Here is a 21,411-nt window from a genome sequence, read left to right on the forward strand (position 1 = left end):
ATGGCCTCGCCGCGCCGGGCCGGCCTGTCGCAGACGCCGGCCTTCCAGGGGCGCAGCGCCGCCGGCACCTGTTCAATGGCTGCCTGGCGACTCGATCGAAAGAGCCCGCCGCGCGCCCCAACGCGATGCCACGCATGCGCCTGTCCACGATCAAGCTGTCCGGTTTCAAATCCTTCGTCGATCCCACCACGCTGCACCTGCCGACCAACATGACCGGCGTGGTCGGGCCCAACGGTTGCGGCAAGTCCAACATCATCGACGCGGTGCGCTGGGTCATGGGCGAAAGTTCGGCCAGCCGCCTGCGCGGCGATTCGCTGACCGACGTGATCTTTTCCGGCTCCTCGGCGCGCAAGCCGGTGTCGCAGGCCACCGTCGAGCTGATCTTCGACAACACCGACCACACCATCTCCGGCGAACTGGCCGCCTTCAACGAGATCTCGGTCAAGCGCACCGTCAGCCGCGACGGCCAGAGCAACTACTCCCTCAACGGCACCAGGTGCCGGCGCCGCGACATCACCGACCTGTTCCTGGGCACCGGCCTGGGCCCGCGCAGCTACTCGATCATCGAGCAGGGCATGATCAGCCAGATCATCGAGGCGCGCCCGGAAGACCTGCGCGTGTACCTGGAGGAAGCCGCCGGCATCTCCAAGTACAAGGAGCGGCGCAAGGAAACCGAGACCCGCATCCGCCACACCCGCGAGAACCTGGAGCGCCTGACCGACCTGCGCGAGGAAGTGGACAAGCAGCTCGAGCACCTCAGGCGCCAGGCGCGCCAGGCCGAGCAGTACCAGGCCCTGCAGGAAGAACGCCGGATCAAGCACGCGCAGTGGAAGGCGCTGGAATACCGCGGCCTGGACCACGCGCTGGGCGGCCTGCGCGAAGGGCTCGCGGTCGAGGAGACCCGCCTGCAGCAACTGATCGCCGAGCAGCGCCAGGCCGAGGCCCGGATCGAAGCCGAGCGTGTGCGCCGCGACCAGGCGGCCCAGGCGCTGGCCATTGCCCAGGCCGATGTCTACCAGGTCGGCAGCACCCTGGCCCGGATCGAACAGCAGATCCAGCACCAGCGCGATCTTGCCAGTCGTCTGGCCAAGGCCCAGGCCGAAGCGCAGGCGCAACTGGCCGAGCTGGGCAGCCACATCGAGGGCGACAGCGCCCGCCTGACGGTGTTGCGCCAGGCCGTGGACCAGGCCGAGCCGCAGCTGGAGCAGCTGCGCGAGGAGGACCTCATGCGCCAGGACGCGCTGCGCGAGGCCGAAGCCAGGCTGGCCCACTGGCAGTCGCGCTGGGACGCGCACAACCGCGCCACCGCCGAGTCCTCGCGTGCCGGCGAAGTCGAACGCACCCGCGTGGATTACCTGGATCGCCAGGCGCTGGAAGCGGACCGCCGCCGGCAAGCGCTCAAGGCCGAGCGCGCCACGCTCGACCTGGACGCGCTGGCCGCCGCCTACCAGGCGCTGTTCGAAGAACACCAAACCAAGCTGGCCGCCCTGGAAGAGCTCAACCAGATCGTGGCCCAGCGCAAGCAGGCCGTCGACGGTTTCAGCGAGCAGCAGCGCACCCTGCAGACCGAGCTGGCCGAGGTGCGCAAGACCGCCCAGGCCGCGCGCGGCCGGCTGTCCTCGCTGGAAACCCTGCAACAGGCCGCGCTGGGCCAGGAGCAGGGCGCCGCGGTGGCCTGGCTCAAGGCGCGCGGGCTGGATTCGGCCAGGCGCGTGGGCGAGGCCCTGAGCGTGGAAGCCGGCTGGGAAAATGCGGTCGAAGGCGCGCTCGGTCGCCTGATCGAAGGCGTGCTGGTGCAGTCGCCCGAGACGCTGGTCGAGGCCCTGGCCGAGCTGGGCGAAGGCCGGATCGCGCTGGTCTCGGCCGAAGCCGGTGCCGAGACCTTCGCCCCGACCTCGCTGGCGGCCAAGGTCCAGGGGCCGCTGGCCGTGCGCCGGCTGCTGGCCCGCCTGCACGCGGCCGAGGATCTGGCCGCCGCGCGCGCCCTGCAGCCGCAGCTGCCGGCGGGCGATGCGGTCATCACCCGTGCCGGCGAACGCCTGGGCCAGGGCTGGGTCCACGTGCAGCGCTCCGGCGCAGCCAGGCAGGGCGCGCTGCTGCGCGAGCGCCAGATCCAGGCGCTGCGCGAACAGATCGACACCCTGCAGGCGCGCGAAGCGCAGGTCGAGCAGGCGCTGGCCGGCCTGCGTGCGCAGGCCCTGGCCGGCGAGCAGGCGCGCGAGGAAGCCCAGCGCAGCCTGTACGCCGCACACCGTCTGGTCTCCGAACTCGGCGGCCAGCTGCAGGCCCAGCAGGGCAGGCTCGAGGCCGCGCGCACCCGCATCGAGCGCATCGACGGTGAGCTGGCGCAGCTGGTCCAGACCCTGGAAGAGGCGCACGACCAGGCCGCCGAAGCACGGCTGCGCCTGGAAGAGGCCATCACCCGCATGGCCGACCAGGAAGACGCGCGCCTGCAGCTGGAGGCCGAGCGCCGCGAACTGACCGCCGCCCGTGATGCCGCGCGCGAAGCCGCACGTGCCACCGGCGAGGCCAGCCATGCCCTGGCGTTGACCCTGGAATCCCAGCGCGCCCAGATTGCCTCGTTGACCCAGGCGCTGGAGCGCATGGGCGGCCAGCGCGGCCAGCTGGATGCGCGCCTGGGCCAGATCACCGCGCAGCTGAGCCAAGGCGATGATCCGATCATCGCGCTGGAATCCGAGCGCGAGAACGCCCTGCACGAGCGGGTGCGCACCGAGCGCGTGCTGGCGCAGGCGCGCTCGACGCTGGACGGCATCGACCATCGCCTGCGCCAGGACGAGCAGACCCGCCAGCAGCGCGACCAGCAGGCCCTGGCCCAGCGCGAGGCAATCGCCCAGCGTCGCCTGGACCAGCAGGCGCTGGTGCTCAAGGCCGAGCAGTTGTCCGGCGCGGTGGAGCAGGCCGGCTTGGTCCTGCAGGCGGTGCTTGAGACCTTGCCCGAGGCCGCCGACGCAGCCGAGTGGGAAGCGGCGGTGCAGCAGATCGAGGGCCGCATGCGCCGGCTGGAGCCGGTCAACCTGGCCGCCATCCAGGAATACGGCGAGGCCAGCACCCGCAGCGAATACCTGCAGGCGCAGAACGCCGACCTGAGCGCGGCGCTGGACACGCTGGAGGAGGCGATCGGCAAGATCGACCGCGAGACCCGCGGCCGCTTCAAGGACACCTTCGACAAGGTCAACGCCGGCGTGCAGGAACTCTATCCACGCCTGTTCGGCGGTGGCCATGCCTATCTCGAGCTGACCGGCGAGGACCTGCTGGACACCGGCGTGACCATCATGGCGCGCCCGCCGGGCAAGCGGGTGTCCAGCATTTCGCTGCTGTCCGGCGGCGAGAAGGCGATGACCGCGGTGGCGCTGGTGTTTGCCATCTTCCAGCTCAATCCGGCCCCGTTCTGCCTGCTCGACGAGGTGGACGCGCCGCTGGACGAAGCCAACGTCGGCCGCCTGGCCGCACTGGTCAAGGAGATGAGCCAGAAGGTGCAGTTCCTGTTCGTCAGCCACAACAAGGCGACGATGGAAGCGGCCAACCAGCTTGCGGGCGTGACCATGCGCGAACCGGGCGTCTCGCGCCTGGTCTCGGTGGACCTGGCCGAGGCCTCGCGCCTGGCCGGCGCCGGGTGAAGCCGAGGAGTGAGGAGTGAGAAGTGACGGGACGGCATCCCTGCTTTCCCTCATTTCTCGCTCCTATGTCCTCATTCCTCGCCCCACAGGGATGGATGCCTTGCGCCAGCCATGGCACCATCCGGCCTGTTTTATGAAAGGAGTGCCCGATGTCGGATATGTGGATGCTGCGAATCGGCATCGCCGTGGTCGGCGTCATCCTGATCGCCGCCATGATCGTGTTCGGCCGGCCGAAGAAGCCGCCGCAGGGCCGGCGCCTGGATTCGGGCGAGCGCGATCCGTCTCGGGTCGAGCCCAGCCTGGGTGGTGAGAACACCGGTTACGACGCGCAGGCCGACTACAGGGGCGAAGGCGTGGTCCAGCCCGAGCTGGGCCTGGCCGATGCCAGTGCCGCCGACAGCGACCTGGGCAAGCGCCCGGCCGCGGACTTCGACAAGATCATCTCGCTGTACGTGGCGGCCAAGTCCGGGCACATGCTGCGCGGTGAGGACATCGTGGTGGCCGCCGAGAAGACCGGGCTGACCTTCGGCCACATGAACGTGTTCCACCGCCTGATCGAGCATCATCCCGAGCGCGGCCCGGTCTTCAGCATGGCCAACATCATGCAGCCGGGCAGCTTCGACATGGCCGCCATCCGCGAGCTGGAAACCCCGGCGATCGCCTTCTTCCTGACCCTGCCGGCGCCGCTGACCGCGCTCGATGCCTGGGAAATGATGCTGCCCAACGTCCAGCGCATGGCCGAGCTGCTCAATGGCGTGGTCCTGGACGACAGCCGCAACGCGCTGGGCCGCCAGCGCATCCAGCACATCCGCGAAGAACTGCGCGGCTACGACCGCCAGCACCAGGCCCCGCCGCTGAGCAAGGCCCCGCGCTGGTGAGTGGGGCGCCTGCTGCAACGGATCGACGCGGAATCCTTGTTGGCGCGGCCGCGCGCGGCCAGCCCAGATAGGGCGGTCATCGCCGAGCGCCACGCGCCTCGTGCAACGCGGGCGTGGCCAGCGCTTGGGTAAGATCGCTCGATGACCAATCCCCCTGATCCTGCTGCGCGCATCGCCGCGCTGCGCCAGCAGCTGGACGAGGCCAGCTATCGCTACTACGTGCTGGACGCGCCCACCATCCCCGACGCCGAATACGACCGGCTGCTGCGTGAGCTGGAGCAACTGGAAGCGGCGCATCCGCAACTGGTGAGCCCCGACTCGCCGACCCAGCGGGTGGGCGCACCGGCCGGATCGCACTTTGCCCAGGTCCGCCACGCCATCCCGATGCTGTCGCTGGGCAATGCGTTCGACGATGCCGAAGTGCTCGATTTCGTGCGCCGCATCGGCGACAGGCTCGGTCGCGAAAGGCTGATCTTTTCGGCCGAGCCCAAGCTCGATGGGCTGGCCGTGAGCCTGCGCTACGAACACGGCAGGTTCGTGCAGGGCGCCACCCGCGGCGATGGCTTCACCGGCGAGGACGTCACCGCCAACCTGCGCACGGTCAAGGCGATCCCACTGAAGCTGCGCGGCAGCGGCTGGCCGGACGTGTTGGAAGTCCGCGGCGAGGTCTACATGCCGCGCGCCGCGTTCGAGGCCTACAACCAACAGGCGCGCCTGCACGGCGGCAAGGTGCTGGCCAATCCACGCAACGGCGCGGCCGGATCGCTGCGCCAGCTCGATGCGCGGATCACCGCGCAACGGCCGCTGGCCTTCTTCGCCTATGGCGTCGGCCAGGTGGAAGGCGGCGCCCTGCCGGACCGGCATTCGCAGGTGCTGCAACAGCTGCGGCAATGGGGCCTGCCGGTCAGTGATCTGATCAAGGTGGTGGAAGGCGCCGAGGGCCTGCTGGCCTACTATCGCCAGATCGGCGCGCGCCGCGACACGCTGCCCTTCGACATCGATGGGGTGGTCTACAAGCTGGACGATGTGCAGGGCCAGCGCGAGATGGGCTTCGTCTCGCGCGCCCCGCGCTGGGCCCTCGCCCACAAGTATCCGGCGCAGGAGCAATCCACCACGGTGGAAGCCATCCAGATCCAGATCGGTCGCAGCGGCGCGGCCACGCCGGTGGCGCGGCTGGCGCCGGTGCAGGTCGCCGGCGTCACCGTCACCAATGCCACCCTGCACAACGCCGACCAGATCAAGCGGTTGGACGTGCGGGTGGGCGATGCGGTCATCGTGCGCCGTGCCGGCGATGTGATCCCGGAAGTGGTCGGCGTGATCCTCGAACGCCGGCCCAAGGGCACCACGCCCTGGCAGATGCCCAGGCATTGCCCGGTGTGCGGCTCGGACATCGTGCGCGAGGAGGGCGCCGCGGTCTGGCGCTGCTCGGGCGAGCTGAGCTGCCCGGCCCAGCGCAAGGAGGCCATTGGCCATTTCGTCTCGCGCCGGGCGATGGATGTGGACGGGCTGGGCGAGAAGTTCATCGAAGTGCTGGTCGATGCCGGCGTGGTCCAGGGCGTGGCCGACCTGTACAGGCTCGACCTGGACCTGCTGCTGCAGTTGCGCCTGGTCACCAGCGCGCAAACGCCCGAAGGCTTCCTGCGCGCGGCGCGCGAGCATCTGGCCAGCGGCGCGTATTCGACCCTGGAGGCCACCGTCGCCAGGATCTGCGGCAAGGCCGGAGCGGCGCCGGACACCTGGCAGGCCGAGCTGCTGCGCGCCGGTCTTCCGGCCTTCGAGTGGAACCGCAAGAAGATCGCCAGCAAATGGGCCCAGAACCTGATCGCCGCGCTGGACAAGAGCAAGCACACCACCCTGGAGCGTTTCCTGTTCGCGCTGGGCATCGAGCACGTCGGTGAGAGCACGGCCAAGGCGCTGGCGGCGTGGTTCGGCGATCTGGCGCTGATCCGCACGCTGCCCTGGCCACTGTTCAAGCGCGTGCCCGACATCGGCGGCGAAGTGGCGCGCGCGCTGGGCAGCTTCTTCGCCCAGGCAGGCAACCAGCAGGCCATCGATGCGCTGCTGCAACGCGGGGTGGTGATCGGCGACACCCATCCGCCCAGCGCGCTGCTGCGCCAAGGCCTGGACCTGGCCACGCTGCTGGTCGACCTGGAAATCCCCAGGCTCACCAGGATCCGCGCCGAGTCCCTGGTCAAGGCGCTGCCCGATGTCGACGACATTCTCCAGGCCGGGCCAGAGGCGCTGGTCGGCGCGGGCCTGCCGCAGGACACGGCCGCCGCCCTGATCCAATGGCTGCGCGAAGACGACCACGCGCAACTGCTGCAGGCCGCCGGCGCGGCCCTCAAGCAGCTCGACGCGATCACCCCGCAGCAGGCGACGGGCCAAGCAGGCCCGCTCAGCGGCCAGACCGTCGTGCTCACCGGCAGCCTGGAAGCCATGACCCGCGAGCAGGCCGGCGCCAAGCTCGAGGCACTGGGCGCCAAGGTCACCGGCAGCGTGTCGAAGAAGACCAGCTTCGTGGTGGCCGGCGCCGAAGCCGGTTCCAAGCTGACCAAGGCCCGGGAGCTGGGCATCGAAGTCTGGGATGAAGCCAGGCTGCTGGAATTTCTAGCAGGGCAGCGTGCATGAGCCCGCCATCCTCGATGCCGTTGCCGTTGCCGTTGTTGCTGTTGCCCCCTCTCCCCCGCTCGCGGGGCGAGAAGGCACGGCTTGCGCGCCACTGGCGCGCGTGCCTTGGAGCGCCCGCGCCGCTGGCGCGGGCCGGGGTGCGAAGCAGAGGGATGGGGTGAGGGGGGAGCTTTCCGCATGGACCACAGCAAACGCCTGCGCCAAGAACAAACCGATGCCGAGCACCGGCTCTGGCAACGCCTGGGCAATCATCAGCTCGGGGCGAAGTTTCGGCGCCAGCACCGCATCGGTGGCTATATCGTGGATTTCGTCTGCCTTGAGGCTGGGGTGGTGGTGGAGCTGGATGGCGGGCAGCATCTGGAGCAGGCAGAGCGTGACGCCGAGCGGACCGCTTTTTTGGAGTCGCTCGGACTGGCCGTGCTGCGCTTCTGGAACGACGATGCGTTGTTGCGGACTGATGCGGTGGTTGAGGCGATTTGGCATGCGTTGCAGCCTGCAGAGCGGCCCCCTCACCCCAACCCTCTCCCCCGCTCGCGGGGGAGAGGGGGCAAGAGCAAAAGCAACAGCCACGGCGGAGGCGAAAGCAACAGCAACAACAACAGCAACGACAACAACAGCAACGACAACGACAACGACAACGACAACGACAGTGAACCGGCTACGCGGGTTGCCGGCGCAAACGCGCAACCGACAGCCGACGCCTGGCGTCCCGGCGCGACGCTGGAAGTCATCAGGTTGCGTGCGCAGCTCAACGCCCACGTGCGCGCCTTCTTCGCCCAGCGTCAGGTGCTGGAAGTGGAGACGCCGGTGCTCTCGCAGGCCGGCAACACCGAGCCGAACATCGACAGCTTCACCACCGCGTTCAGCGGCCATGTCAGTGCCGGCGCGCGTACCCGCTGGCTGCGCACCTCGCCGGAGTATCCGCTCAAGCGTCTGCTGGCCGCCGGTGTCGGCGATTGCTACGAACTGGGCCGGGTGTTCCGCAATGGCGAAGCCGGCGGTCGCCACAATCCCGAGTTCACCATGCTGGAGTGGTACCGCGTCGGCTGGGACCACGTGCGCCTGGCCGAGGAAACCGTGGCCCTGGTGCAGGGCGCGCTGGCCCTGGTCGGGCGCAGCGCCACGGTCCGGTCGCTGAGCTACCGCGCCCTGTTCCAGCGCGCGCTGCAGATCGACCCGTTCAGCGCACCGCTGGAACAGCTGCAGGCCGCGCTGGGCCCAGTGCGGGTCGACCCGCAGGGGCTCGAGCGCGACGACTGGCTGGACCTGCTGGTCAGCCATCGCCTGCAGCCCGATTTTGCTGGCGATGCGATCACCATCGTCCATGACTGGCCGGCCAGCCAGGCTGCCCTGGCGCGCATCCGCCCGGGCGACCCACCGGTGGCCGAGCGCTTCGAGCTGTACCTGGGTGCGGTCGAGCTGGCCAACGGCTACCACGAGCTGCGCGATGCGGATGAACAGCGTGCCCGGTTCAGCCACGACAACCAGCGCCGGGCTGCGCGCGGGCTTGTTCAGCCACCACCGGATTGGCACTTGCTCGACGCCCTGCCACTCATGCCACACTGCGCCGGCGTGGCGGTCGGGATGGATCGGCTGCTGATGGCGATGCTGGGGACCTCCCGGATCGCCGAGGTGCTGGCCTTCGATTTCGCAAGGGCCTGACATACGCACGGCATACAGGAACCGTAAACACGTCAATGAGCTGGCAGGTACTGCCAGCGAGGAGCTCAGTCTGGGTACCGTTCAGGGGAAGGCCGTGTCGAACTGCCACTGGGTCCGCTGGAGCATGCTCGCCTGCGCTGCGTCGGCCCTGGCCGGCTGCAGCACCTTCGGGCGCTGGTTCGGTGGTCATGAAACCGCCCCGGGCCAGGTGCCGGTGCAGCACTTCAGCTGCGAGTCCAAGGGTGCCGAGCTGAAGTATTGCGACGTGGACGCTTCGGCCGGCGTGCGCCTGACCAGGCAGCTGTCCAGCATGCCCTGCATCAAGGGCCGGACCTGGGGCTACGGGCGCTTCGGGGTGTGGGTGGACCACGGCTGCCGCGGCGAGTTCGTCAGCGGTGCCGGCGATGACGATAGTGGCCAATTCGACCCCAGGCACCAGGTGCTGCGCTGCGAATCGCGGGACCAGAAGCGCAAGCACTGCCCGTTGCAGGTGGCCAGCTCGACGGTCGAGCTGGTGCAGCAGCTTTCCGACAGTGCCTGCGTGGAAAACAAGACCTGGGGCTGGGACGCGGACGGGGTCTGGGTCGACGCGGGCTGCCGCGCGCTGTTCCGGGTGCGCTGACCGCACCCGTCATTCCGGGAACGCCACATGGCGCGGGTAAAATGCGCCGATGAACCAGACCTTCGACTACGCCCGCTACGACCGCATCCGGCCCCTGCTATGGACCGGCGATGCCCTGCAGGTGCTCGACCAGCGCAAGCTGCCGTTCGCGGTCGAACACGTGCAATGCACCACCAGCGACGAGGTTGCCGCCGCCATCCACGCCCTGGCCGTGCGCGGCGCGCCAGCGATCGGCATTGCCGCAGCCTGGGGCGCGGTCCTGGCCGCACGCCAGATCCAGGCCGGGGACGGCGCGCAGGCGGCGCCGAAGATCGAACCGGCCCTGCAGCGCCTCAACGCCGCCCGTCCCACCGCGGTCAACCTGGCCTGGGCGCTGGCGCGCATGCGCCGGGCCCTGTTGCCGGCCGGCGCCGACTGGCGCGCGGTGCTGGAGCGCGAGGCCCAGGCCATCGCCAGCGAGGACCTGGCGGCCAACCGCCACATGGGCGAACTGGGTGCGGCGCTGATCGGGCAGGGCAGCGGCGTGCTGACCCACTGCAACACCGGTTCGCTGGCCACGGCCGGCTTCGGCACTGCGCTGGGCGTGATCCGCGCCGGCGTGGCCCAGGGCAGGATCCTGAAAGTCTTCGCCGACGAAACCCGGCCCTGGCAGCAAGGCGCGCGCCTGACCGTGTGGGAACTGCAGCAGGATGGCATCGAGGCGACCCTGATTGCCGACTCGGCCGCCTCGCACCTGATGAAGACCGGCGCGGTGCAGTGGGTGGTGGTCGGCGCCGACCGGATCTGCGCCAACGGCGATACCGCCAACAAGATCGGCACCTACCAGCTGGCCATCGCCGCGCGCTACCACGGCCTGAAGTTCATGGTGGTGGCGCCTTCGTCCACGGTCGACATGGACACCGCCAGCGGCGAGCTGATCCAGATCGAGGAACGCGATCCGGGCGAGTTGCATGGCATCGGCGGGGTGCGCATGGTGGCCGAGGGCATCAAGGCCTGGAATCCGGTCTTCGACGTCACCCCGGGCGAGTTGATCGATGCGATCGTGACCGAGAAGGGCGTGGTCCAGGCGCCGACCACCGAGAAGATGCGCGCGCTGTTTGGCTGAACCCTGGCGCGCAGCCCGCGCGCTCATGCGGGCGGGCCGGAAGGCCTTGGTGGAACCTGCCGCGCAAGGTCTCCGCCGGCGCCGGGTTCCACGCGCAAGTGCTTGATTTGCGCCGAATCCCGGGCGGCGTCGTGGGGGCGTGGCGTGTTACAATTTCACGGTTCAACACCCCTCCCAGACCCAGGTGCCGCGATCGTTGCGGCAGACCGGGTTTTGGCCTGACGTACCGAAGACAAGCACGGACATTCAATGGCTGATCTCGCCACCGAAATCATCCCGGTCAACCTCGAAGACGAGATGCGCAAGAGCTACCTCGATTACGCCATGAGCGTGATCGTGGGCCGCGCCCTGCCCGACGTGCGCGATGGCCTCAAGCCGGTGCACCGGCGGGTGTTGTTCGCGATGCACGAACTGGGCGCGCACAGCAACAGGCCGCACTTCAAGTCCGCGCGCATCGTCGGCGATGTGATCGGCAAGTACCACCCGCATGGCGACCAGTCGGTATACGACACCCTGGTGCGCATGGCCCAGCCGTTCTCGCTGCGCTACATGCTGGTCGATGGCCAGGGCAACTTCGGTTCGGTCGACGGCGATTCGGCCGCGGCCATGCGCTATACCGAGTCGCGCATGTCGCGCCTGGCCCACGAGCTGATGGCCGACATCGACAAGGAAACCGTCGATTTCACCCCCAACTACGACGAGAAGGAACAGGAGCCGTCGGTCATGCCGACGCGCTTCCCGAACCTGCTGGTCAACGGCTCGGCCGGCATCGCCGTGGGCATGGCCACCAACATCCCGCCGCACAATCTGTCCGAAGTCATCGACGGGTTGATCGCGATGATCGACAACCCGCTGATCGAGATCGACCAGCTGCTGGAATACATCCCCGGCCCGGACTTTCCCACCGCCGGCATCATCAACGGCACCGCCGGCATCATCGCCGGCTATCGCACCGGCCGTGGCCGGGTGCGCATGCGCGCCAGGGCCGAGGTGGAGGTGGATGACCGCAGCGGACGCGAGGCGATCATCGTCACCGAGATCCCCTACCAGGTGAACAAGGCGCGGCTGATCGAGAAGATCGCCGAGCTGGTCAAGGAAAAGAAGCTGGAGGGCATCAGCGAGCTGCGCGACGAATCCGACAAGGACGGCATGCGCATCTACATCGAGGTCAAGCGCGGCGAATCGGCCGAGGTGGTGCTCAACAACCTGTATTCGCAGACGCCGATGGAATCGGTGTTCGGCATCAACATGGTCGCCCTGGTCGACGGCCGTCCGCAGCTGCTCAACCTCAAGCAGATGCTGGAAGCCTTCGTCCGCCACCGCCGCGAGGTGGTCACCCGCCGGACCATCTTCGAGCTGCGCAAGGCCCGTGCCCGCGCGCACGTCCTGGAAGGCCTGACCGTCGCGCTGGCCAACATCGACGAGATGATCGAGCTGATCAGGACCTCGGCCAACCCCGGCGAGGCGCGCGAACGCATGCTGGCCAGGACCTGGGAGCCGGGCCTGGTCGGTTCGCTGCTGGCTGCGGCCGGCAGCGAGTCCTCGCGTCCGGAAGACCTGCCCAAGGGCGTGGGTTTCCTGGACGGTCGCTATCAGCTGACCGAGACCCAGGCCCAGCAGATCCTGGAAATGCGCCTGCATCGCCTGACCGGGCTGGAGCAGGAAAAGCTCACCGAGGAATACAAGCTGCTGCTGGAGACCATCGCCGGCCTGATCCGCATCCTGCAGAACCCGGATGTGCTCAAGCAGGTCATCCGCGAGGAGCTGCTCAACGTCAAGGAGGAATTCGGCGATGCGCGCCGCAGCCAGATCCGCCAGAGCGAGGAAGACTTCGACATCCTCGACCTGATCGCCCCGGAAGACATGGTGGTCACGCTCTCCCACGCCGGTTACGCCAAGCGTCAGCCGGCCAGCAGCTACCGCGCGCAGAAGCGCGGTGGCCGCGGGCGCAACGCGGCCACCACCAAGGAAGAGGATTTCATCGATCACCTGTGGCTGGTCAACACCCATGACACGCTGCTGACCTTCACCAGCAAGGGCCGGGTGTTCTGGCTGGCCGTGCACCAGCTGCCCGAAGCCGGGCCCAATGCGCGCGGCCGCCCGATCGTCAACTGGATCCCGCTGGAAGCCGACGAGAAGGTCCAGGCGGTGCTGCCGGTGCGCGAATACGCCGAAGGCCGCTTCGTGTTCTTCGCCACCCGCAACGGCACGGTCAAGAAGACCCCGCTGACCGAGTTCGCCTATCGCCTGGCGCGCGGCAAGATCGCGATCAACCTGGACCAGGGCGACGCGCTGGTCGGCGTGGCCCTGACCGATGGCCAGCGCGACGTGCTGCTGTTCGCCTCCAATGGCAAGACCGTGCGCTTCGGCGAGGAAGCGGTGCGCTCGATGGGCCGCACCGCCACCGGCGTGCGCGGCATCAGGCTGGCCAGGGGCGAGCACGTGGTCAGCCTGATCGTGGCTGACCGTGCGGCCGGCGCGGACGCCGACCAGACCGATGACGAGGTGGCCGACGCCGATGAAGCCCTCGAGGCTGCCGCCGAGGACACCGTGCTGGAGACCAGTCAGGACGAATCGGGCTGCTACATCCTCACCGCCACCGAGAACGGGTATGGCAAGCGCACCGCGCTGGCCGAGTATCCGCGCAAGGGCCGCGGCACCCAGGGCGTGATCGGCATCCAGACCAATGCCCGCAATGGCAAGCTGGTCGGCGCGCTGCTGCTGGGCAATAGCGACGAGGTGATGCTGATCTCCGACGGCGGCACCCTGGTGCGGACCCGTTCGACCGAGATCTCGCGGGTGGGCCGCAACACCCAGGGCGTGACCCTGATCCGCCTGTCCAAGGGCGAGAAGCTGCAGGCGATCGAGCGCCTGGATGCCTCGCTGGAAGAAGGCGAGGAACTGGACGCGGCGGCCCAAGGCACCGACGCATCCAGCCAGATCCAGCCCGAGGGCTGAAACGTCGGATGGCCTCCGGTTCGCCCCGTAGGAGCAACTGTCTGCTCGGCGCGTTCGTGCCCCCTCTCCCTCGCTTGCGGGGGAGAGGGGGCAAAATCCCAGCGATGTGGCCGTAGGGCCATGGCCGCGATGGGCTTTCCCGTAGGAGCGCACCGCAGGGGCGCGATGGGGCTTTCCCGGTAGGTCACATCGCCGCTGAAGCCGCTCCCACTCCAGACAACTGCTCATTGGCGCCGTTTTGAAGGATCGTCCGCGTTCTATACTCCCGCGCAAACCTGGGCAGGGGAATGCGTCACATGGAGAGCACGCAGGGCCACGGCGCACGCGCATTGCAGCACGCCGCCGCGCTGGATGCGCACCAGGCTTCAGCCGCCCGGATGTCTTCCCGCTTCGCATCGCAACGTCCCTGGCGCAACGCGCTGCTGGCCGCCGCGCTTGGGCTGCTGGCACTGGCCGGCTGTGACCGCAACAAGACCGGCGAGCTGCCCCAGGTCTCCGGCGAGGCAGTCAGGGCCGAAAAGGCCAAGGCCATCGCCGGCTTCGGCCTGGTCAACGCCTATCCGGACCAGGAGGACGGCGAAGTCGCCCTCGCCCTGGAATTCAGCCAGCCGCTGGTGGAATCGCAGGACTTCGACGCGCTGCTGCACGTCACCGACGACAAGGGCGCGCCGGTCAGCGGCAGCTGGGTGCTGGGGGATGAGGGCAAGGTCCTGCGCTTCCCGTCGGTGGAGGCCGCGCGCGACTACACGGTGAAGATAGACGCCGGCCTGCTGGCCGCCGCCGGTGCGCGCCTGGGCAAGGGCGTCGAGCAGGTGGTGCACAGCGGTTCGCTCAAGCCGTCGGTGGGCTTTGCCTCGCAGGGCAGCGTGCTGCCGGCCAAGGACAGCCGCGGCCTGCCGGTGGTGTCGATCAACGTGGCCGAAGTGGACGTGGAATTCCTGCGCGTGCGCGAGGCGGATTTGCCGCGCTTCTTCGACCAGTACCAGCGCGGCGGCAGTCGCGGCGCCTGGGACCTGGACCGCAGCTACGGCGACCACACCCCGCTTGGAGACATGGCCGACTCGGTCTACCTCAACCGCTTCGTACTGGACGGCAAGCCCAACGAGCGCGCGCTCAGCTACCTGCCGACCCAGGACATCAGGCAGCTGCAGGAGCCGGGCCTGTACTTTGCGGTGATGAAGCGGGTGGGGCGTTACTCGGAAGACCTGCAGACCGTGTTCTTCAGCGTCAGCGACTTAGGCCTGCATGCACGCGCCTACAAGGACACGCTGTTCGTCCACACCGCCTCGCTGGCCACCGGCGAGGCGAGCAAGGGCGCTCAATTGCGGGTGCTCGACGCCAAGGGCAATACCGTGCTCAAGGGCGAGACCGACGGCAACGGCAACGCGCTGCTCAAGTACGCGCTGGACGCCGGCCAGGTACTGGTGGCCAGCCGCGGCAAGGATGTGACCCTGTTGCCGTTCAACCAGCCGGCGCTGGACCTGTCCGAGTTCGCGGTGGCCGGGCGCGAGCAGGCCTGGTTCGATGTGTTCGCCTGGTCCGGCCGCGACCTGTATCGCCCGGGCGAAACCGTGCGCGTGTCGGCGCTGCTGCGCGATTTCGACGGCAAGCCGGTCAAGCCCGGCCAGCCGCTGTACCTGCGGCTCAAGCAGCCCGATGGCAAGGTGTTCCGCGAAACCCGCCTGGCGCCGGCCGAGCAGGGATATTTCGCGTTCGAACAGGCCATTCCCGCCGAGGCGCCGACCGGGCGCTGGCAGATCGAGTTCCGCACCGATCCGGCCAGCGCCCAGGCGGTGCAGGGCATGACCCTGCGGATCGAGGAATTCCTGCCCGAGCGCATGAAGCTGGACCTGTCCGCGGCCGATACGCTCAGGCCCGGCGCGCCGCTGGCGCTCAAGGCCGACGCGGCCTACCTGTACGGCGCGCCGGCCGACGGCAACCGCTTCACCGCCAAGCTGGCCGTGGCGGTCGAGCAGCACCCGCTGGACAAGCTGCCGGGCTGGTTCTTCGGCGACCCCACCGTCGAGCTGCCCAGGGAAGCCAAGGAGGTGGTCGATGCGACCCTCGACGCCAGGGGCCATTTCGAAGGCGACCTGGCGCTGCCCGAGGAGGTCAAGCCGGTCACGCCGGTGGCGGCCATCGTTTCGGCCAGCGTGTACGAATCCGGCGGCCGCACGGTCAACCGCACCCTCAAGCGGGTGATGTGGCCGGCCGCCGTGCTGGTGGGCGTGCGGCCGCTGTTCGACGACAAGGAGGGCTCCGATGCCAACGGCACCGCCGGCTTCGAGATCGCGCGCATGGACGCCAGCGGCAAGCGCGTGCCGGGCCAAGGGCTGAAGGTCACCCTGGTGCGCGAACGCCGCGACTACCACTGGACCCACGACGAGGACACCGGCTGGGCGTTCGACTACACCCAGCGTTTCGAGAACGTGGACACGCGCACGCTCGATGTCCGGACCGACGCGGCGCGGGTCGAGTTTCCGGTGGAGTGGGGCGGCTACCGGCTGGAGGTGTTCGACCCGGCCACCGGCCTGACCACGCGCTATCCGTTCACCGCCGGCTGGAGCTGGAGCGACGAAAACCGCGGCCTGGACGCGCGCCCGGACAAGGTCAAGCTGTCGCTGGACAAGGCCGGCTATCGCGCCGGCGACACGCTCAAGGTGACGCTCACCCCGCCGCACCCGGGCAAGGGCGTGCTGATGGTCGAGTCCGACCACATGCTCTACGTCAGGAACATTGACGCCAAGGCCGGCAGCACCTTCCAGATCCCGGTCACCGCCGACTGGGAACGCCACGACGTATACGTGACCGCGCTGGTGTTCCGCGGCGGCAGCGCGCCGTCCAGGATCACGCCCGCACGCGCGGTCGGGGTGGCGCACGTGCCGATGGACCGCAGCGCGCGTCGCGTCGCCGTCGGCCTGAAGGCGCCGACCCAGATGCAGCCCGAGCAGGACCTGGCGGTCACCATCAGCGTGCCGCAGCTTGCGGGGAGGAACGCGCACGTGACCGTCTCGGCGGTGGACGTGGGCATCCTCAACATCACCGGCTATCCGGTGCCCGATGCGAACGCCCAGTTCTTCGCCCAGCGTCGCCTGGGCGTGGACAGTTACGACGTGTACGGACGGGTGATCGAGAGCTTCGAGGGCGACACCGCGCGCATGCGCTTCGGCGGCGACATGGCCCTGGGCCCGCTGCCGCAGGCCAGGCGGCCCACCGCCAGGGTGCAGACGGTGGACTTGTTCGCCGCTCCGGTGAAGCTCGATGCCAAGGGCAATGCACGCATCGTGCTGCACGTGCCGGACTTCAACGGCAGCCTGCGCGTGTCGGCGCTGGTGTACTCGGACGACCAGTACGGCAACCGCGACGTGGAAACCCTGGTGCGTGCGCCCGTGGTGGCCGAGGCCAGCCTGCCGCGTGTGCTGGCACCGGGCGATCGCAGCATGGTCACCCTGGACGTGCAGAACTTCACCGGCAAGCCGGGCACCTTCAAGGTGCAGGTGGACGGGATTGGCCCGCTGGCGATCGGCGAGGGCAGTCGCAGCGCGCAGCTGGCCGATGGCGCCAAGACCACCCTCAGCTTCCCGCTCATGGCCAACGAGGGCTACACCACCGCGCAGGTGCGGGTGCGGGTGGAAGGCGGGGCGACCAGCTTCAAGGTGGACCGCAAGTATGACCTGCCGGTGCGCGCCGGCTGGCCCAGCGTGGTGCGCACCGAAAGCCGGGTGATCGATCCGCTGGCGCCGGTGAGCATGGGCGCGGCCTTCGGCGAGGGGCTGATGGCCGGCTCGATCAACGCGCGCATGGTGGTCAGCGCGCTGCCGCCGATTCCCTTCGCCGCGGCGCTGGAGGACCTGCTCAAGTATCCCTACGGCTGCATCGAGCAGACCACCAGCAAGGGCTACGGCACCCTGCTGCTGGACCAGGCCACGGCCGAGCTGCTGGGCACGCAGGGGCTGGATGCCAACAAGCGCCGCGAGCGCATGGAAGGCGCGTTCGGCCGCATCACCTCGATGCAGGTGGCCAACGGCAACTTCTCGATGTGGGGCGATGACAGCGACGTGGTGCCGTACCTCACCCCGTATGTCGCCGAGTTCCTGCTGGACGCGCGCGATGCCGGCTTCGCGGTGCCCGATGCGGTGCTGCAGAAGGCACTCAACCGCCTGAGCGAGGACCTGCTGTCCGGCGGCAACCAGTTCTATGGCGCCGACTTCCGCGACCACCTGCGTTTTGCCAACCAGGCCTACGAAGGCTACGTGCTGGCGCGCGTGGGCCGTGCGCCGCTGGGCACGCTGCGCGCGCTCTATGACAACGACCGGGTCAAGTCGATGACCGGCCTGCCGCTGGTGCATCTGGGCATCGCGCTGTCGCTGCAGGGCGATAGCAAGCGTGGCAGCCGGGCGATCGCGCTGGGCTTCGACAAAACCGGCGACCGGCCGGGTTACCTGGGCGACTACGGCACCCGGCTGCGCGATGACGCGTTGATGCTGGCCCTGGTGCGCGAGCGCAAGCTCTCCCGGCCCGAATACGATGCCCGTGTGATCTCCCTGGGCCGCGAGCTGGACGAGCGCCGCAAGGCGCGCTGGTTCTACCTGAGCACCCAGGAGCAGGTCGCCCTGGCGCGCCTGGGCAAGTCGCTGCTGGCCGATGCGCAGGCCAAGACCGTCAGCGGGACCTGGGCCGCCAATGACGCCAGCGAGGTGGTTGACGGACAGCGCCTGTTCGCGCGCAGCTTCGACGGGCAGACCCTGGCCAAGGGCGTGACCTTCACCCCACGAGGCCTGTCCCCCACCGGATCGGGGAGCACGCCGCCGCTGTACGCCAGCCTGGAAATCGCCGGCGTGCCGCGCAGCGCGCCGGCCGAGGACACCTCCAGGCTCAGCGTGGTGCGCCGTTACTACACCACCGATGGCAAGGAATGGACCGGCGGGACGTTGAAGGAGGGGCAGGCGCTGATCGTCGGCCTGCGCATCACCGCCGATACCGCCATGCCCGACGCACTGCTGACCGACCTGCTGCCGGCGGGCCTGGAGATCGAGAACTTCAACCTGTCCGACGCCAAGCAGTGGGCCGATGTGGTGGTCGATGGCATCAACATCACCGACCGCGGCGATGCGGCCGACGTCAAGCACGAGGAGTTCCGCGACGACCGCTACGTGGCCGCCCTGCGCCTGTCCGCCGGTGGCCGCGGCGCCAAGGTGTTCTACCTGGTCCGCGCGGTGACCCCCGGCACCTACACCGTGCCACCGCCGCTGGTGGAAGACATGTACCGGCCCGAGATCCGCGGTGTGGGCGCCTCGATGCCGGCGACGATCACGGTGGTGCAGCCGTAAATGAAAAGCGCCCGCCAGCAGTCGGGTTGATGCTGGCCGGCGCGTTGTCCACGTCCGGGACGATCAGGCTGACCGGCACGGCCGCTATCATGCGTGGCCGCCGTGGATGCCTTCACCTGCGCCATCGCTGACCAATGAGCCAGGACCCGCACCGTCGATGAAGGCGCTACGCCCGCGTATCGCCATGCTGCTCAAGGTCCTGCGCTGGACCAGCGTGGGCGGGCTGCTGACGTTGCTGGTGCTGGACTTGACCTTCCCGCCGCCGTTGCCCAGGGCGGGCGACACCAGCACCCTGGTGGTGGCGCGCGATGGCACCCCCCTGCGTGCGTTTGCCGATCGCGATGGCGTGTGGCGCTATCCGGTCCGGCGCGAAGGCGTCTCGCCGCTGTACCTGCAGGCGCTGCTGACCTATGAGGACCGCTGGTTCTGGCGGCATCCGGGGATCAATCCCTGGGCGCTGGCGCGTGCCGGTGGCCAGCTGGCCATGCACGGGCACATCGTCTCCGGCGGCTCGACGTTGACCATGCAGGTCGCGCGCATCCTGGAGCCGCCGGCGAACAGCCGGCACACGCGCACGCCGTGGGGCAAGGCCAGGCAGCTGCTGCGCGCCGTGCAACTGGAAGTGCACCTGAGCAAGCGCCAGATCCTGGACCTGTACCTGGAGCGCGCCCCGTTCGGCGGCACCATCGAAGGGGTCGAAGCGGCCAGCTGGGCCTACCTGGGCAAGCCGGCCTCGCGCCTGTCCCATGCCGAGGCCGCGCTGCTGGCGGTGCTGCCGCAGTCGCCCAGCCGGCTGCGCCCGGACCGCCACCCGCAGGCTGCCCGTGCCGCGCGCGACAAGGTGCTGGCGCGCATGGTCTCGCTGCAGGTGTGGTCGCAGGCGCAGGTGGACGATGCGCGGATCGAGCCGGTGGTCGCCCGTTCGCTGCAGCCACCGCTGAGCGCGGCGCTGCTGGCCCTGCGCCTGCACCAGCGCCAGCCTGCCGCCTCACGCATCGTCTCCACCATCGACGCCGACCTGCAGCGCACCCTGGAGCAGCGCGTCACCGCGTACTTCTCCAAGCTGCCCGAACGCACCTCGGCCGCGCTGCTGGTGGTGGACAACGCGACCATGGAAGCGCGCGCCTACGTCGGCTCGGTGAAGTTTGGCGATGGCAAGCGGCTGGGCCACGTGGACATGGTCCGGGCCTGGCGTTCGCCGGGCTCCACGCTCAAGCCGTTCCTGTACGGCCTGGCGCTGGATGATGGGCTGATCCATTCACAGAGCCTGCTGGTCGATGCGCCGCAGGGGTTCGGTGGCTACCGGCCGGGCAACTTCGATGCGGCCTTCAACGGCCCGGTCGGCGCCGCGCAGGCATTGCGGCTCTCGCTCAACGTGCCGGCGGTGGATGTGCTGGACCACGTCGGCCCGTCGCGTTTTGCCGCGCGCCTGGCCAATGCCGGGATCGACCTGCGTTTTCCCGCCGGCTCCGGGCCGAACCTGGCGATGATCCTGGGCGGGACCGGGGCGCGGCTGGAGGATCTGGTCGGTGCGTTTGCCGCGTTCAACCGCGACGGGCTGTCCGGTCGCGTGCGCTACACCCGCGACGATCCCAAGTCCGACCGCCGCCTGCTCTCGCCCGGTGCGGCCTGGATCGTGCGCCAGATCCTGCAGGACAACCCGCGTCCGGGCTACGCGCTGGACACCTTCGATACCGGCTCGCGCCCGCGCGTGGCCTGGAAGACCGGCACCAGCTACGGCTATCGCGATGCCTGGGCCATCGGCGGCACCGGCCGCTACACCGTCGGGGTGTGGGTCGGTCGCCCGGACGGCACGCCGTTGCCAGGCCAGTACGGCGCGGTCACCGCGTTGCCGCTGATGTTCGAGGTGATCGACAGCCTGCCGCGTGGTCGCAGCGATGCGATGACCACGCCGGCGCCGGCCACCGTGGCGCAGGTGGAGGTGTGCTGGCCGCTGGGCCTGCCGCCCGATCCACGGGCGCCGCAGCTGTGCCAGAAGCGCCTGCAGGCCTGGACCCTGGACGGCAACGTGCCGCCGACTTTCGCCGAGCGCGACGCGCGCCTGTGGCGCAGCGGGCTGGAAACCTTCCAGCGCGATGCCGTCAGTGGCAGGCGCCTGTCGGCTGACTGCACTGCGCCGCACCTGGCGCAGCCCGCGCAGATCGCACGCTGGCCGGCGCTGGCTTCGCCGTGGCTGACGGCAGCCCAGCGCAGCGCCTCGCAACTGCCGCCGTTGGCCGCCGACTGCGCTGCCGACGGCCGCGACGCCAGCGCCGCCTTGCGCATTGAAGGCCTCAATGACCGGGCCACGATCGCCCGCGCGCCGGGCAGCCCTGCGCCGGCCACGCTGCGCCTGCGGGCGCTGGGCACCGACACCGACGTGCAATGGCTGGTGGACGGCCGCTGGATCGCGCGGACCCGCGGCACGCGCGGCTTCGAGCATGGCTTCGACGCGCCCGGCGAGCACACGCTCACTGCGCTGGCCGAGAGCGGGGCATGGGCGAGCGTGCGCTTTCGCGTGCTTCGCTGAGCCCTGGTCGCGGTGATGCAATGTGCGCAAGAAGAAAAACGGGCGCTGCAGGCGCCCGTT

At 69.4% G+C, this 21,411-nt stretch carries 8 protein-coding genes and 2 pseudogenes; all 10 read left to right on the plus strand.

Annotation, left to right across the window (positions count from 1 at the left end; translation table 11 throughout):
- Positions 1-134 precede the first annotated feature (134 nt).
- The 10 genes and pseudogenes from smc (at position 135) to pbpC (ending at position 21,351) form a co-directional block, all read left to right on the plus strand.
- Positions 135-3,638 (plus strand): chromosome segregation protein SMC, encoded by a 3,504-nt coding sequence (smc, locus tag D9R12_RS06985; protein WP_122229295.1) that lies wholly within the window; start codon positions 135-137, stop codon positions 3,636-3,638.
- 149 nt (positions 3,639-3,787) lie between these two features.
- Positions 3,788-4,516, plus strand: coding sequence for a cell division protein ZipA (zipA, locus tag D9R12_RS06990; protein WP_122229297.1), 729 nt, complete (start codon positions 3,788-3,790; stop codon positions 4,514-4,516).
- A gap of 141 nt (positions 4,517-4,657) precedes the next feature.
- On the plus strand, positions 4,658-7,144 hold the full coding sequence (gene ligA, locus D9R12_RS06995; protein WP_122229299.1) for an NAD-dependent DNA ligase LigA: 2,487 nt from the start codon (positions 4,658-4,660) through the stop codon (positions 7,142-7,144).
- 177 nt (positions 7,145-7,321) lie between these two features.
- Positions 7,322-7,573 (plus strand): annotated as a pseudogene (locus D9R12_RS15905) (endonuclease domain-containing protein); the annotation flags it as partial.
- 261 nt (positions 7,574-7,834) lie between these two features.
- A pseudogene (gene epmA, locus D9R12_RS07000) lies at positions 7,835-8,806 on the plus strand (EF-P lysine aminoacylase EpmA); the annotation flags it as partial.
- 94 nt (positions 8,807-8,900) lie between these two features.
- On the plus strand, positions 8,901-9,428 hold the full coding sequence (locus tag D9R12_RS07005; RefSeq protein ID WP_170159178.1) for a DUF3011 domain-containing protein: 528 nt from the start codon (positions 8,901-8,903) through the stop codon (positions 9,426-9,428).
- Between the two features lie 49 nt (positions 9,429-9,477).
- Positions 9,478-10,533 carry an S-methyl-5-thioribose-1-phosphate isomerase gene (gene mtnA, locus D9R12_RS07010; protein ID WP_122229304.1) on the plus strand — a complete coding sequence of 352 codons (1,056 nt, stop codon included), beginning with the start codon at positions 9,478-9,480 and terminating at the stop codon, positions 10,531-10,533.
- A 249-nt stretch (positions 10,534-10,782) separates the two neighbouring features.
- On the plus strand, positions 10,783-13,491 hold the full coding sequence (gene gyrA / locus D9R12_RS07015) for a DNA gyrase subunit A (protein WP_014160407.1): 2,709 nt from the start codon (positions 10,783-10,785) through the stop codon (positions 13,489-13,491).
- A gap of 377 nt (positions 13,492-13,868) precedes the next feature.
- Positions 13,869-18,821 carry an alpha-2-macroglobulin family protein gene (locus D9R12_RS07020; RefSeq protein WP_170159190.1) on the plus strand — a complete coding sequence of 1,651 codons (4,953 nt, stop codon included), beginning with the start codon at positions 13,869-13,871 and terminating at the stop codon, positions 18,819-18,821.
- Between the two features lie 157 nt (positions 18,822-18,978).
- Entirely contained in the window at positions 18,979-21,351 is a 2,373-nt protein-coding gene (gene pbpC, locus D9R12_RS07025) for a penicillin-binding protein 1C (protein WP_425479059.1), read from the plus strand.
- Positions 21,352-21,411: the final 60 nt, after the last annotated feature.

Source organism: Pseudoxanthomonas spadix (genome assembly GCF_003703395.1).
In the GTDB taxonomy this organism is placed as follows: domain Bacteria; phylum Pseudomonadota; class Gammaproteobacteria; order Xanthomonadales; family Xanthomonadaceae; genus Pseudoxanthomonas_A; species Pseudoxanthomonas_A spadix.